The organism is Desulfosediminicola flagellatus (assembly GCF_005116655.2).
Taxonomy (GTDB): Bacteria; Desulfobacterota; Desulfobulbia; order Desulfobulbales; family Desulfocapsaceae; genus Desulfopila; species Desulfopila flagellata.
This window is the reverse complement of the sequence record NZ_CP050698.1, coordinates 407,210-422,902: the sequence shown is the minus strand read 5'-3', so window position 1 is coordinate 422,902 and position 15,693 is coordinate 407,210. Positions and strand designations below refer to the sequence as shown.

Genomic DNA, 15,693 nt, shown 5'->3' with positions numbered 1-15,693 from the left:
TTAATTCTGCTTAATTGCAGTAAATGTTATTCAATTAATTCCGGTTAGTTTCCTATGAGTGGCTCATCAACATATAATATCCTCATGTACTCCCATGACACCTACGGTCTTGGGCACATTCGCCGCTCTATGGCTATCGCAAATCACCTGCGAGATGAAAATACCAATGTTCTTATTCTCACAGGCTCCCCCATTGTCGGCAGGTTCCCTTTTCCTGAGCAGGTCGATTTTGTCCGTATACCCGGGATGATAAAGAAAACCAACGACGATTACCAATCCCTCTCAATTCGGATAGAGCAGGAACACGCACTCAGCATTCGCACAAATATCATTCTGGCTACCGCACAAACCTTTAAGCCGGATCTGTTTATTGTTGATAAAGAACCCCATGGTTTAAAACGTGAAGTTCTTCCAACGCTTGAATGGTTAAAACAAGAAAGTCCAAACACTACTTCAATACTTGGACTGCGTGATATATTGGACGAATCTCAGGTTATAGTTCGAGATTGGCAGGACAAGGGTGTTTACCACTCTCTTGAAACACTGTATGACCAGATCTGGGTCTACGGAAATCAGGATGTTTATGATCCGATTGAGCAGTACAATATCCCCGAAACCATTTCTGACAAAGTTACGTTTACAGGGTATATCCCCAGAAAACAACTCACAGATAGCACTAGAAATCGAATACGAAAACAGTATAGAATACTGGAAGATGATATTTTTATCCTTGTAACCACCGGTGGTGGTGGTGATGGCTGTGAAGTGCTTGATCACTATCTCGCGATGCACGATTACTACCCAACCTCCCTGCCACTCAAAACGGTTATGATAACAGGGCCTTTTATGCCAAAGGCTCAGCGCCAGGAAATACAGCAGCGTGCTAAACGGCATGGAATTAAAACCATGCCGTTTCACCCTAAACTCGAGGATCTGATGAACGCCGCAGATCTGGTTATTTCAATGGGTGGCTACAACACGATCTGCGAAATACTAACTCAGAAAACTCCGGCCCTTATCATTCCACGCGAAACTCCACGCCGTGAGCAGCTCATCCGGGCAACATGCCTCAAGGAACGCGGGCTGCTTGACTTTATCCCATGGACCGAAGTTACCTCTCAGCTCCTGCGAGAGAAGATTTTTTCCATTGTGCGTGACCGAAAACGCTACATTAACGCAATGTGTAACTTCACACTTTCGGGCCTCGATACAATGCGCGCTGAGCTTGAACAACTCAAAAAGAATACATCTTTATAATAGCCAGATATACCATTACGATATTTGCAATCACTCCCTCTTTACAACCCATATAATTCAATGCCCGACTTACAACACCGCACACTGCAACCAACAATTGCATATATTCTTAAAGGCTATCCCCGAATTTCTGAAACATTTATATCAAACGAGATTCTGCTGCTTGAACAGCATGGATTTTCAATACGCCTGATATCAATGCGCCATCCCCGGGAAAGCTTTTCGCATGACTCTGTTAAGAAGATTGCAGCAAAAGTTGATTATCTTCCTACAGAGCTGCTGCTTGACCTACCAAGGCTTCTTGTTCCAAATATTTTCCTGGCTGTAAAAAGACCGGTAAACTATTTAAAAGCACTTACTCTTGCAGGAGAGAGATATAAGCGCACCGGAAAAATTGCTACACTCAAGCACCTCCTCCAAGCTGGATACATGACCAATCGGGTACTTTTAAAAGAGCCCGACATCACTCATCTGCATGGACATTTCGCACATTCACCGACTTCTGTTACGATGTTTAGCTCCATTTTATCAGGGCTTCCTTATAGTTTTACTGCTCACGCAAAGGACATTTACACATCCAACCCAGCCCAATTGAAAGAAAAAATAGATGCAGCCAATTTTGTGGTTACCTGCACCAGACACAACGTTGAATACCTCCGACAAATTGCGCAGGAATCACCAACTCCGATACACTGTATCTATCATGGTATCGATCTCGCGCTATTTAACCATCCTGAAGAGAAACCAACTCCGAGTCAACCATATAAACTGTTTACTGTTGCCCGAATGACCGAAAAGAAAGGTCTCCCCACCGTATACAAAGCTCTTTCAATCATTAAACAACAAGGCATTGCTATTAAACATGTGTTGATTGGAGACGGTGATGATCGGGAAGATATTCTCAAGCTTATCAGGTCACTTGATCTTGAAGATGAATGCACACTGCTTGGAACCCGGACACACAAAGAAGTGCTCAACCAGTTTAAGGAAAGTGATCTTTTTGTCTTAGGCTGTGAGATTGCTAAAAATGGGGATCGCGATGGCATCCCGAATGTACTCGTTGAAAGCCTTGCCATGGGTGTTCCTGCCATCTCGACAACTGTATCAGCAATTCCCGAAATATTACAACATGGCAAAACAGGATTAACTGTTCCCCCGTCTAACCCTGAAGAGTTAGCCAAAGGAATCATAAAAATACTCCAGGATAATGACTTTAGAAAAGAGATTATTGCCAATGGTAAATCCTGGGTATCCGAACAGTTTGACAATCGAAAATGGTTATTACGACTAGCCGATGTCTTCGATTCCGAAACACATATAAATCGCTTAGAAAATTAACCATGACCACCTCAATCACCAGCCCAAAATACTCTTATGGACTTCTCCGGCACGGAGAAACAGTCTGGAATAGTGAGAAAAGAGTTCAGGGACATGGTGATTCGCCTCTCACACTAAAAGGCAGGGAAAGCCTTGAAAAATGGGCTGGCCTCCTGGGCGAAGGCAACTGGCAACGCATACTCTCAAGTGACCTTGGCCGGGTAAAAGAAACAGTATCGATAATTAACAGTCACCTGAACCTCCCTATTTCCGAAGATCCTCGACTGCGCGAGCAAAACTGGGGCCAATGGGAAGGTTTGAAAGTGAGTGAGGTAAGAGAGCACTTTGGTGATGAACTCGCCAATCAGGTCAACAAGGGCTGGGATTTCTGCCCCCCAGGTGGAGAAAGCAGAAGAGACACTCAAAAGCGAGTTTTTGAGGCATTGCACGATAGTCGGCGACATTACCCTGAACAAAACGTACTGGTTGCATGTCATCTCGGTGTCATTAAATGCGTGCTTTACACAATAGCCGGTAGAAATTTCATGGATGATGAGCCACAGCTTATTGAAAAACACTGCATGCATGAGATTACTTTTCAACATCACACCTACCACCTTGGACAACTCAACATTTCTGTAGATCTCTGATCATATGAAAATTGCCTATTACTGCCAACACGTTCTCGGGATCGGTCATTACCACCGCAGCGTAGAAATTTGCAAAGCACTCGCTGAGAACCATGAAGTATCTCTCATTGTCGGTGGCCCTGAGGTTGATCCTGCACCTGAACCTATTCAAACATACAAGCTTCCAGGCCTGCAGATGGACAGCAATTTTCTTAACCTTGCTCCATGTGATGCTGGCGCAACTCTTGAAGATGTCAAAGAGAGAAGAACTGCAATGCTTATGGATTTTTTTCGTGAGCAGCGCCCGGATGCGTTTGTTGTTGAACTCTACCCTTTTGGGCGTAAAGCGTTCCGATTTGAACTAGATCCTGTACTTAAAGCTATACGCAATCACACGCTGCCGCATTGCAAATGCTATGTTAGTTTGCGCGACATTCTTGTAGAGCGCCCCAACGATCGTGACAAATTTGAGAACAGGGTAATCACAATCCTTAATTCGCTCTTTGACGGTCTGCTTATCCACTCTGATGAGAATATCATCACATTAGATGAGACGTTTCATCGGTACGATGATATCGCAATCCCCTTAGCGTATACCGGCTTTGTCACCCCGCTGGTCACTAGCGATTCACGAGATTCTCTCCGGCAAACCCTCAATCTTGAATATGAAGATAAACTCGTTGTTGTCAGTATTGGGGGCGGTAATGTTGGCACAGAACTATTACGGGCATCAATTGATGCTTTCAGACTACTCTCTGAACGTACAGATCTGCACATGCAGCTTTTTACAGGTCCGTATTTTCCAGATGACGAGTTCCTTCACCTGCAAGAAATCCTGCCTTCACGCGTTACTCTCAATCGTTTTGCTAATAATTTTTCAGAGTGGCTTCAGGCTGCAGATCTTTCTATTTCCATGGCAGGCTATAATACCTGCATGAATATTGTTCAGGCAGGCGTACCATCACTTGTTTACCCTTTTGCTCAAAATAGAGAACAGGCTTTCAGGGCCTCGAAATTGCAAAAGAAAGCAAATATAAGAATTCTTACATTTGATGACCTGATACCTACAAAACTGGCAGCAGAAATCATTGCATTCTCGGACATGCCGCGACTATCCGTAGCGGTTAATATTTCGGGTGCCACTCAGAGCAGGATACAGATAGAAGCCTGGCATAATTCCAACTAGAGCACAGTATGCAATACCACCCATATCCACTCTACTCAAAATCCTTTTCTGATCTCCAAAAGCTGCTGGCAATGAGAATAGATAAAGGTTGCAGCCTTGCTCCCCCCTCTAAGCCTGTTGAACTATTTTTCAGAGCGGATGACATAGGTGTCCCCTCAAAGCTCTTCACTCAACTCGTCTCCCTTTTTCAAAAGCATCGTCTTCCACTTTGCCTTGCCGTTGTTCCTGCCTGGCTCACAAAAGCGAGATACACGGATCTATTAAAAATCACAGAACAGACTGACGAATTATGGTGCTGGCATCAGCATGGGAGATTGCATAAAAATTTTGAGATGCAAGGTAAGAAACAGGAATTTGGACCCGCACGTGATTACCACACAATTCATCATCATTTAAAAATGGGTAGAGACAGGCTTTCATCGCTTATGGGAGAGTCATTGCAGCCATTTTTCACACCACCCTGGAACCGCTGTAATACCGATACTGTCAATGCACTGAAAGAACTCAACTTTGCTGGAATCTCCCGAAGTAAAGGTGCACGTCCGGACTATTCAGACATACTTCCGGATTTTCAGGTTAATGTTGACCTGCACACCCGCCGTGAATCCGACCCTGATGTAAGCCTGACCGACCTTCTGGACGAGCTTGAAAATGCACTCGCTTCAGGACGATGTGGTATCATGATTCATCATCAGCGTATGAACAATAACGCCTTTGTTCTACTCGATCTTTTAATGGAACAACTAACACATCACCCTGAAATATCGCCAAAGCTATTTCAAGATTTATTGTAGCGCCTTACCGGCCTGAACAAAACTACCACACTGTGGTTGGTTGCCATTGACAATCAGGAATGCTAAGCTTAAGTTTTAGCTTATATTTTTATTATATTCACCTTTTCCAATGGAATCGTTACAATGAGGGAAAGTGTGCAAGGCCAAGCTTACGTTAAACAATAACCGTTCTGGGGTGAGAGTATATGAAGCGTCTCGTTGCTTTGCCGATGCGGAAGTCTCTGCAAATGGCTTTTCAGTCCATACGTGTTCGATTTTTCCGCTCGCTCATCACCACCATGAGCCTGGTACTCGCCGTGGCCTTTCTCTGCTACATTCTTGTGGGCAATGATCTTGCTCAATCGTTGCTTTCTTCAGGCGATGCACAACTCATACAAAAATTATTACACGCAGGATTTGATATTGAACCTGGAGCCACCGACCTTGGAGCTTCTCCGAAACAACGATGGATTATCTTTTTATCGTTATTGGTATGCGTTGTCGGAATTGTAAACGCACAGCTCATGTCGGTGACTGAACGATTCAGAGAAATCGGCACACTAAAATGTCTTGGAGCTTTGGATCGTTATATCGTACGATTATTTGTGTTTGAAGCTGCAATACAAGGACTTGCAGGTTCTATTTTCGGAGTAGCACTCGGAGTTCTAGCAGCCACTCTGACTGCAACACTGCGTTTCGGCTTTGTTCTCTTTTCGTATTACCCATTTACACATATTGCTGTCTCAGGGGGAATCGCCATGGTAACAGGTACGGTATTGAGCCTGTTGGGTGTGCTCTATCCTGCGCTTCTGGCAGCCAGGATGCAACCGGTCGAGGCTATGCGGGTTGAACAGTAAATTTTTGATTTTTTTAATAATTACCGCCTAAATCACCTGTTTTTCTTAAACTCATTTCAAAAGACATATACTATGGCAGAAAAATATATCGTCCGGGTAACAGGAGTCACCAAGGATTTCGATCTTGGTAAACTCGTTATCAATGTTTTAAAAGGAATCGATCTTGAAATAGAAACAGGTAAATACATTTCTATCATGGGACCGTCCGGGTCTGGAAAATCGACGTTGTTCAATATGATTGGCGGACTGGACAAACCCAGCAGCGGCAAAGTGTTTATTGATGAAGTTGATATTGCACAACTAGACGCCTATGAGCTTGCCTGGCTCAGATGCAGAAAAATAGGCTATATTTTTCAAACATTTAATCTTATTCCCGTCATGACAGCGCTTGAAAATGTCACCATTCCCATGACCTTTGCTGGGGTTTCAAATGATGACGCACTTGAGCGCGGCATGGAACTCCTTCAGCTTGTCGGTCTTGATGGGCGGCATGCCCACCGCCCTTCCGAGCTTTCAGGAGGGCAACAGCAGCGTGTCGCTGTTGCACGTGCTCTTGCAAATAATCCTTCTATCATTCTTGCTGATGAGCCTACCGGCAACCTGGATCTCAAAACCGGCGAAGATATTATTAAGCTCTTAAAAGACCTGAGTTCGTCATATGGCGTAACGGTGATCTCCGCGACCCACGACTATAAAATGTTAAACGTCTCCGATCAGGTTGTCTGGATTAGAGATGGGCGAATAGACAAAATTCAGGAAAGATCTGAACTCGAAATCCGTACAGGCGGGCTTGAAACCTCGTAGTCTAGATACGACACCTTTCATTTCAAGGAAATTGTACATGCAATCCCTTCTTCGTTACATTTTTTCACCGTTGCTGGCTGTGGTGATGATATTTCTCCAGCTCGCAAGCACAGCTGCGGCCGCTAATGAAGAACTCTTCAAGGAAACCATCAATAATCTTTCCTCCCATAAAAGCCGTATCACCGGTTCAGAGGGTTACAATTCTGCAGCGGACTATGTTGAGCAACAGTTCATTCGACTCGGCTTGGAGCCATCAAATCATTACTTCAGCGTGCCTGTACGCACGGTTGAAAGCGCGCATATTGAGATCAATAATACACGACATAACCTCTCACCCTTTATCTATAACGCCATAACACCCGGTGCCACTGACGGCGCTCTTAGCGGGCCGCTCTACTATGTAGGCTCAGGCGGCGTTGAGTCGCTTAACAACAAGATAATTGCCGGATCGATACTCCTCATGGAATTCGATTCCGGAAGAAACTGGCAGCAACTCGCAAGTCTGGGTGCCAAAGCACTCATTTATATCGATCGCGGCACAACAAAATCAAAGAGTTTTTTTAAAGAAAAACACGAACTCTCTCCTGTTCAGTTCCCCTGTTTCTGGATGGATGAAAGTACTGCACAGACAATATTCGGTGTAAAATTAGATGCAACACAATCAACCGTTGCACCAACTGTTACGATAGAAGCGGTAGTGCATTGGGAAAACGTGCAGGCCCGGAATATTTATACTCGTATTCCCGGTGCAAATGACGATCTCAAAGAGGAACTCCTCATCATCGAAGCATTCTTCGACACCGATGAATACGTTGTCGGCCGTTCTCCAGGTGCTGACAGCGCAGTCTCCATTGCAACCCTCCTTCAAATTGCAGCCGACCTTGTAGAGGCACCACCGCAACGCACAGTCATGCTTATTGCTTCAGGCGGTCATGCCCAGTCACTTGCAGGCATGCGCGACCTGATGTGGTCTGTTAACACCAGTGCGAAAGAGTTACGGAATCTTCGCCGTACCCTGCAAAAAGAATTAAAAATAATCGAAAAGCAAACCGTAACACTTGCCAATCTTGAATTTCCGCTGGAAGAGGACCCGGTTAGAGATAAAAAAATCGCATCAAGTATTAACCAGTCACTTAAATACGAAATAGATAAGATCTCCAGAGAGCTCATGCAACTTCGGCTAGCCGGAGACGATAAACAATACAAAGATCAAATTGATATTGCGGCGGAACAGCGATTTGCCCTCAGGCGGCTCGGGTGGGCAGAGAGTTACCACAATCGCCCTCCGGATGAAGCTGCACTATTTAAAAAACTTATTCCTGTCGCCCTTGAAGAAAATCGTCTCCTTCTTACCGAGATGAAACAACAATTCAAGGAGTTAAAGAGTACCAATGCCTTTAGGCAGACGGTCAAGGAATATGAGGTTGCAGCTGTTATCAGTCTGCATCTTTCAAGTCATGGTGATGGTATCGGCGGATTTCACAGAGGCTGGCTTTACAAGCTAAAACCAACAATCAACCGAACAGGTATCTTCAGTAACGTAGCAGAAATTCTTAGCAAAACCGCCTCAACTTCAGATATTTCTTACCCTTACAGGGAGACGCTCAGGCCCGGAGGACTCCGAAGTTGGGATTCCTGGCTTGCTGACAAACCCCAGCTCGGAGGCGAGATAAGCTCACTCGCTGGTTTTATCGGGATCAGTCTTGCAACAACAGGAGACAGTAGACCCTTATGGGGCACTCCCTGGGATACTGCAGATCAGGTCGACTACGCCAATGCCCGGCAACAGGCCCTGCTCGCCACCGATCTTATTCGCGCACTTTCTTTTGCCCCGAAATTAAACACTGGAAAATTCCCGCGTGACGGACTCGCATCGGCCTCCGGCAGAACCAACCTTCTGCTACAGGGAGAACTCTTTGCTGATTATCCTGCAGCAGGCACGACTATTCTCGCATACCAGGGACTCAATCGTTTTTATGCTACTGTAGACAGGCACGGCAGGTTTTTTATTCGGGGCATTGCGGATAAAAAGAATGTTCTGGATAAGCTCATCATTGAAGGATACAAATTTGATAATGTAACAGGCAGAGTCAACTGGGCAATTGACAAACAGGAGACAGGAAAATCAAATTATCGCCTGAAAATGCTCAGAAAATCAATGAAAACTGATCTGGTCATGTTCAGTTGCAAAGAGACGACGGTCTTTGATCTTCTTGAGCCCAGAAACTTCAACTATATGACCAAACTCCAGCTCTATGATGGACGCCGCGATGCTTCGCCGCAGCATTATTGGTACAGCAGAATAGATACCAGAAAATCGAACATTTCTTCTGTCTACCTTGAGCCTGGTGCCCGCTTAAAGATGACGCTGTCCGATACTGTGCTTACACGCAAAATGCTGCTTACCAACGCAAAAGCCGAAAAACCCATGGGTGTCGGTTATCCTGTGAATTCCTATAATGCATTATATAACACGACATTTCTTGCTGCAGACGACGCCTGGAATCTGCTCGGCCCCAGAATAAAGAATCTTGAATCTCACGGAATTTTTGACGAAAAAATACACAGCCTCAAAGAACGTGGGCTGACTGCGCTCAAAACAAGCAGAGATGCCTTCTCGGCTCTGAATTACTCTACAGCACGTGAAGCTGCAGCCGAAGCACTTGCTCTTGCATCCAGGGTCTATGTACAGGTTGAAAAAACCCAAAAAGACGTGCTGTTTGGAGTACTCTTTTACATTGCCCTTTTCATCCCCTTCGCCTTTTGCATGGAACGCTTTCTCTTTAATTTTGCAAGTATCTACAAAAGAATTCTTGGCTTCTCCCTGATCCTTTTTGTGCTAATAGCAATTATATATCAGGTTCACCCTGCGTTCCAACTCACCTACAGCCCCATGGTTGTGATACTCGCCTTTTTCATTATCGGCCTTTCCCTTATGGTGACGCTCATAATCTTCTTCCGCTTTGAAGAGGAAATGGCATTGCTGCAACAAAAAGCATCCCATAAACGTCCTGATGAAATTAGCCGCTGGAAAGCCTTTCTTGCTGCATTTTTCCTTGGAGTATCAAACCTCAGACGCAGACGATTGAGAACTATCCTCACCTGCAGCACCCTGATTATCCTCACCTTTACGATAATGAGTTTTACCACCATTAAATCTAACAGGCAGGAAAACCGGTTACTTTTCCAGCAAACTGCTCCCTACGCAGGCCTTTTACTCAAAAATTTAAACTGGCAGAGTCTGCCTACCCAGGCCACTGATATTCTCATTAACTCAATGCAAACAATCGAGCGGCCTGCTCCCCGTATCTGGCTAGAATCCGATACCCCTTCAGACACTATCGCAGCCCCGGTCTCCAGTAAAAATGGCAGAGAGGTTCTGCAGGGGCTTATCGGCTTAAGTGCCAATGAGCCGTATGTTACAGGGCTTGACTCTATTCTTACTGCAGGAAGATGGTTCAAGGAAGAAGATCGACATGCAATCATCCTTGAAGAGCAGATGGCCAACAGGCTTGGGGTTGATCCCAATAATGACAATCAGGTATTTTTGTGGGGTGAAGAGTATACGGTTATCGGCCTCTTCAACAGTCAGACACTCGACACCACAGTTGATCTTGACGGTGAACCGCTTACTCCGGTTACCTTTCCAGAAGAAGCCGGTACCGAAATGTCAGAAGCAGAGCAGGAAGCACTGGAGTCCGGTGAAGATATCCGTTCAATCCAGAGCAGGTACAGACATATACCAGGATCACAAATTGCCATTGTACCAGCTCAGACTCTTCAGGCTGCTGGTGGTAACCTTAAAAACGTTGCAGTGCGACCCGACGATCCATCAAGCCTCAGGGATATTGCTTCGCAACTCACCGACAGGTTCAGCCTCGTGATTTTTACAGGTGAACATGATGGAGTATGGCTCTACAATGTAAGCGACACTCTCAACTATAGCGGCGTCCCAAACATACTCATACCACTGCTGATATCTATCCTGATCGTACTCAACACCATGATAAGTTCTGTTTATGAGCGAAAAGGTGAGATTGCCGTCTACACTTCGGTAGGTCTTGCTCCTTCACATGTGGCGTTTCTCTTTGTTGCCGAAGCACTCGCGCTGGCGGTAATCTCAGTTGTAATCGGGTATGTGATTGCCCAGGTGTCGGCAGCACTTTTTTCAAGTACGCGTCTCTGGGATGGAATTACGGTTAATTACTCATCAATGGCCGGTGTCGCAGCCATGCTATTGGTAATTCTTGTCGTGCTGGTTTCTGTCATTTATCCAGCAAAGGTCGCTGCCAGAATTGCGATTCCTGATGTGAACAGAACGTTTACTCTTCCTAAGCCTGTAAACAATTCTATCACTGTAACCCTCCCGTTTTTAATGAAATATCAGGAGAACGAGAGTATCGCAGGGTTTATATATCAATATTTTACAGGGCATCAGGATATTTCTCACGGGGTTTTCTCCACCGGCCCTGTCGACGTTATTTTCAGTTGCTCTACAGTTGACGAAATAAGTAAACTACTAAGAAATGCCAACACCTCCGATGACCTGCACTGTCTGCACCTGCGTGCCAACGTCTGGCTCGCCCCCTTTGATTTCGGCATAATGCAAACTGTTGATGTACAATTCTGTCCAGCTCAGGAAGGTAAAGATTATCTTTCTATCAAAGTCACCCTTAATCGTAAATCCGGAGAGGCTGGTATCTGGCACCGGATCAATACAGTTTTCCTCCATGAATTCAGAAAGCAACTCCTTATATGGCGTTCTCTCGATGATGCAACTCATCATGAACTTACCGAAGCCTTTAAAAAAGTTGCCGCCCCAAACATTGTTAATCAGGAGACGGTCTAGATGAATACAGAAATCACCGATACTCGTCCTCCTGTCCGCTTGCGCGCCATTATACTTGGGCTAATTCTGGCCGTAGCTATCTGTATTCTGACGCCATTTAACAACATCTATCTTCAGGCAACCCCGCTTGGAGGAGGGCATTTCCCGCTTGCTCCATTCTTTATTTTTCTGATTTTGACAGTTATCATTTCAATCGCCGGAAAAATATACGCACCTCTCAGGTTTCTCTGCGGACTTGAACTGCTTGTCATCTGGATTGAGATGGTCATCGGTTCAGGCATCGCGTATACCGGGCTTGCCAGAACATTTCTTATTACCCTGACCGCCCCACTCCATTACGCGACTACCGGCAACCAGTGGGAGCAAACTATACAGCCTCTGCTTCCTCCTGCACTTAGTCCAACCAGCCCTGAGGCTATAGAAATGCTGTATAACGGCATTCCCGGGGGGCGAGGGATGGGATGGTATGAAACCTTTCTTGATATCCCGTGGAGTGCCTGGTTTCAGCCACTTCTGCTATGGGGGATTTTTATATTACTTGGCTATGCGGTAATGATGTTTCTCATTAACATCATCTCCAGGCAATGGATACATAACGAAAGAATGAATTTTCCTCTGCTGAAAGTACCGCAAATGATCAGCAAAGCTGTGGATAATAATGAGGTCGGCAAATTCTTTTTTAACAGGTTTCTCCTCGTAGGAATATCTGTTCCGGTATTCCTTCATCTTATTAATGGATTAAACCTGTATTATCCGTCTATACCATCTATTCCGACGCTCCTTCTTGCCAGCCCGTACGTCGCTGACAGTGGTCTGCTTGTCGGTTTTAAAAAGGTTAAACTATACCTTTACCCCGCATTTATCGGCTTTGCTTTTCTTACCTCCCGCCAGATATCCTTTTCTTTCTGGTTTTTCTTTCTCGTTGGCGGCCTGCTCTACGGCATACTTGGCACTCTGGGGTACTCCATCCCCTCTTCCGAACTCGGAATAACCTTCGGACCAACCCTGACCAGGCCAGAAGAAATGCAGATGATCGGTGCTTACGGCGTCTTTTTCCTGTTTCTCGTCTGGTTGGCCCGCCAGCATCTGCTTTTGGTCTGCAAACAATCGCTGTTTCTTGCACCACCCTCTGCATCCAGATCTGAATGGTTTGATGTACGTGTCTCCTTCTGGGGCGCGTTACTTGGGATGGCTGCAATAATCTGCTGGTATGTCTGGCTTGGTATGTCGCTTGTTACTGCGATCATGCTTGTAGGGGCATTTTTTATGATCATGCTTGTCGCTACACGCATTATCTGCCAGGGCGGACTTGCATATTTTACACTTACAGCCGCCCCCATGGACGGCATAATTGCCTTATTCGGCACCAAAATGTTTGCCGGTGCAAGTGGTCTGCTCGCAGGAATGAGTCAGAAAACGCTCTTTGTCGATCTGAGGGAATCTCTCATGCCCTCAATAGTTCACGGCAGGCGAATTCATCAGAACAAACGTCCCGCACTTGTATTATTTGGTGGTATGGCTCTTACCGTCCTTATTGCCACTATTGCTTCTGTGGGATCAATGATGGTGCTCTGTTATCGTTTCGGTATTCGTGAGCTGCAGCTTGAATGGGCAAATAGAACAACACTGGCGGTATTTGACAATATTCACCGCCTTGTGGCTGTGCCGCTTGAAACCGGTAGCTGGGTTTTTGTTTTCGCCATGGCCGGAGCACTTATTATGCTGGTTCTGGTGGTATGTTATCATCGCTTATATTGGTGGCCTATTCACCCTATCGGTTACCTTACAGCCTACAGTTCAGCTATGCGAATTCTCTGGTTAAGCTTTTTTATGGGCTGGGCCTGTAATGCACTGTGCATGCGTTACGGAGGAGTTCACCTCTTCAGAAAGCTGCAGTTCTTTTTTATCGGTTTAATCATTGGTGATTTTATTATGGGCGGTGGCTGGGCAATAGTAGGACTTTTCACAGGGACAAGCTATCAGGTACTCCCTAACTGATTTCTTTTTGGGCTCTGTAATTTCTCATTAAATACGGAACAACTACATACTATCAATAATGTATGATGACAAAGAATTAAAAGAATATCGAGACCTGCTTCCACCGCCGACGGAGTTTGATGAAGGCTTTGACTGGAAGACTATTATCGGAGCGATCTTTATCGGCTTTTTGATGATGCCGGGATCGATGTACCTGCAACTGGTAATCGGTCAGGGGATCGGACCGGCCGCGCGCTGGGTTACGATTATCCTCTTTGCAGAAATCGCCAAACGTGCACACTCTGATCTGAAACAGCAGGAAATTTTTCTGCTCTATTATATGGCCGGTGCCGCACTTGCTTCACCGTTTTCCGGCCTGCTATGGAACCAGTATCTGGTGCAGTCAGATGCCGCCCGGATGCTCGGGGTTACTGAGTTCATCCCGTCATGGGTCGCACCGGCACCTGATTCCGCCTCCATGCTGGAGCGTACATTTCTCCATAGAGATTGGATGGTCCCAATTCTGCTGCTCATTGGCTCTCAGATAATTCAGCGAATTGATCATTTCGGTCTGGGTTATGCGCTCTACAGGATTACTTCAGATGTAGAAAAACTCCCCTTTCCTATGGCACCGGTAGCTGCTCTTGGAACAATGGCACTTGCCGAATCCAATGAAGACAAGAAAAAAAGCTGGAAGTGGCGTGTTTTCTCTATAGGAGGAGTTATAGGTCTGGCATTTGGATCAGTTTACGTACTTTTGCCGATTGCATCAGGGCTCATATTTACCGAGCAGATCCGACTTATCCCCATCCCGTGGATAGAACTTACCAGTTACACCGAAGATTTTCTCCCCGCTGTTGCAACTGGTCTGCAATTCGATCTGGGGCTCGTATTTGTTGGTATGGTCCTTCCTTTCTGGGCTGTTATAGGCGGCCTTATTGGTTTAATTATTACCATTATCCTTAACCCGTTACTCTACTCCTGGGGCATTCTCACTCGATGGCACCCAGGCATGGCAACTGTCGACACTGTCTTCGCAAATAATTTCGATTTTTATATGAGTTTTGGTATAGGCCTTGGTCTCGCCATCGGCTGCATCGGAATATGGTCCGTAGTGCGATCACTGAGAAGTAAAGATCCAAATCGCGGCACACTCTCTGATCTCTTTAATCCTCCACCAGGCCGCGGTGACTTTAACTTCTGGATATCCATTGCTATCTATTTATTTTCAACGCTGGCGTATGTAGGAATGTGTGTATGGCTTGTCCCGTCGTTCCCGTGGATATTCTTTCTGGCCTACGGATTTGTCTATACTCCTATTATCAGTTATATCACCGCCAGAATGGAAGGTATCGCCGGCCAGTTTGTCAGTCTTCCACTGGTTAGAGAAGCAAGCTTTATAGCTGGAGCAAAATTCTTTGGCTATCAGGGTATAGAAATCTGGTATGCACCGATCCCAATCCATAATTATGGAGAGGCCACAGTTCAGTTCAGACAGATTGAACTGACTGGCACATCGATTCGCGGAATCATTAAAGCTGAGTTACTTGTATTTCCTATCGTCATGATAGCAAGCCTGTTGTTTTCCCAGTTTATCTGGAGACTCGCACCAATACCATCGGCAAACTATCCCTTTGCTCAGGAACTCTGGCATCTCCAGGCCTTAAATACATTACTCATGCAGACATCAACGCTTGAAGGCAATTCGATGTTCTATCAGGCGCTGAGCGGTTCTACTGTCCTCACAGGCCTCAGCTTCGGGGTGGTCATGTATTTTGTGCTTAGCCTGTTTGGTTTGCCGGTACTCCTGATTTACGGTGTCGTTCGGGGGCTAGGACAATCAACTCCACACGGGCTTATTTTGGAAGTTGTCGGGGCACTTGTCGGCAGATATTTCTTCTTTAAAAAGTACGGACCAATGTGGCGACAATATGCTCCGGTACTGCTTGCAGGTTTTTCATGCGGTATGGGACTGACCGGCATGTTCGCCATGGGCTTTGCACTCATTATGAAGTCACTTGGTTATATGGCATACTGATTTATG

Annotated in this window: 10 protein-coding genes; all 10 read left to right on the top strand. The window is 45.6% G+C overall.

Going from position 1 to position 15,693, the window contains the following annotated elements; all coding sequences use genetic code 11:
- The first annotated feature begins 54 nt into the window (after nt 1-54).
- A complete protein-coding gene (locus FCL46_RS01730; protein ID WP_136809681.1) occupies nt 55-1,257 on the top strand; it encodes a glycosyltransferase family protein in 1,203 nt (400 codons plus the stop codon).
- 60 nt (nt 1,258-1,317) lie between these two features.
- Nucleotides 1,318-2,595 carry a glycosyltransferase family 4 protein gene (locus FCL46_RS01725; protein WP_136809682.1) on the top strand — a complete coding sequence of 426 codons (1,278 nt, stop codon included), beginning with the start codon at nt 1,318-1,320 and terminating at the stop codon, nt 2,593-2,595.
- A gap of 2 nt (nt 2,596-2,597) precedes the next feature.
- The gene (locus FCL46_RS01720; protein WP_167506014.1) at nt 2,598-3,224 is read left to right on the top strand and encodes a histidine phosphatase family protein; all 627 of its coding nucleotides are present in this window, start codon (nt 2,598-2,600) and stop codon (nt 3,222-3,224) included.
- A gap of 4 nt (nt 3,225-3,228) precedes the next feature.
- Nucleotides 3,229-4,389 (top strand): glycosyltransferase family protein, encoded by a 1,161-nt coding sequence (locus tag FCL46_RS01715; RefSeq protein ID WP_136809684.1) that lies wholly within the window; start codon nt 3,229-3,231, stop codon nt 4,387-4,389.
- 8 nt (nt 4,390-4,397) lie between these two features.
- Complete coding sequence (locus FCL46_RS01710) at nt 4,398-5,183, top strand: polysaccharide deacetylase family protein (protein WP_136809685.1); 786 nt, start codon at nt 4,398-4,400, stop codon at nt 5,181-5,183.
- Nucleotides 5,184-5,368: 185 nt separating this feature from the next.
- The gene (locus FCL46_RS01705) at nt 5,369-6,019 is read left to right on the top strand and encodes an ABC transporter permease (RefSeq protein ID WP_136809686.1); all 651 of its coding nucleotides are present in this window, start codon (nt 5,369-5,371) and stop codon (nt 6,017-6,019) included.
- A 72-nt stretch (nt 6,020-6,091) separates the two neighbouring features.
- A complete protein-coding gene (locus FCL46_RS01700) occupies nt 6,092-6,823 on the top strand; it encodes an ABC transporter ATP-binding protein (RefSeq protein ID WP_136809687.1) in 732 nt (243 codons plus the stop codon).
- Nucleotides 6,824-6,860: 37 nt separating this feature from the next.
- Nucleotides 6,861-11,672 (top strand): FtsX-like permease family protein, encoded by a 4,812-nt coding sequence (locus tag FCL46_RS01695; RefSeq protein WP_136809688.1) that lies wholly within the window; start codon nt 6,861-6,863, stop codon nt 11,670-11,672.
- Nucleotides 11,673-13,670: a DUF6785 family protein gene (locus tag FCL46_RS01690; protein ID WP_136809689.1), complete on the top strand. Its 1,998-nt coding sequence runs from the start codon at nt 11,673-11,675 to the stop codon at nt 13,668-13,670.
- A 58-nt stretch (nt 13,671-13,728) separates the two neighbouring features.
- Nucleotides 13,729-15,687 (top strand): peptide transporter, encoded by a 1,959-nt coding sequence (locus FCL46_RS01685; protein ID WP_136809690.1) that lies wholly within the window; start codon nt 13,729-13,731, stop codon nt 15,685-15,687.
- The last annotated feature ends 6 nt before the right edge of the window (nt 15,688-15,693 follow it).

Bases quoted from the DNA above. Each gene is read 5' to 3' on its own strand.
- FCL46_RS01690 (WP_136809689.1), top strand. From the start codon at position 11,673: ATGAATACAGAAATCACCGATACTCGTCCTCCTGTCCGCTTGCGCGCC.
- FCL46_RS01720 (WP_167506014.1), top strand. From the start codon at position 2,598: ATGACCACCTCAATCACCAGCCCAAAATACTCTTATGGACTTCTCCGG.
- FCL46_RS01710 (WP_136809685.1), top strand. From the start codon at position 4,398: ATGCAATACCACCCATATCCACTCTACTCAAAATCCTTTTCTGATCTC.
- FCL46_RS01730 (WP_136809681.1), top strand. From the start codon at position 55: ATGAGTGGCTCATCAACATATAATATCCTCATGTACTCCCATGACACC.
- FCL46_RS01725 (WP_136809682.1), top strand. From the start codon at position 1,318: ATGCCCGACTTACAACACCGCACACTGCAACCAACAATTGCATATATT.
- FCL46_RS01715 (WP_136809684.1), top strand. From the start codon at position 3,229: ATGAAAATTGCCTATTACTGCCAACACGTTCTCGGGATCGGTCATTAC.
- FCL46_RS01685 (WP_136809690.1), top strand. From the start codon at position 13,729: ATGTATGATGACAAAGAATTAAAAGAATATCGAGACCTGCTTCCACCG.
- FCL46_RS01705 (WP_136809686.1), top strand. From the start codon at position 5,369: ATGAAGCGTCTCGTTGCTTTGCCGATGCGGAAGTCTCTGCAAATGGCT.
- FCL46_RS01695 (WP_136809688.1), top strand. From the start codon at position 6,861: ATGCAATCCCTTCTTCGTTACATTTTTTCACCGTTGCTGGCTGTGGTG.
- FCL46_RS01700 (WP_136809687.1), top strand. From the start codon at position 6,092: ATGGCAGAAAAATATATCGTCCGGGTAACAGGAGTCACCAAGGATTTC.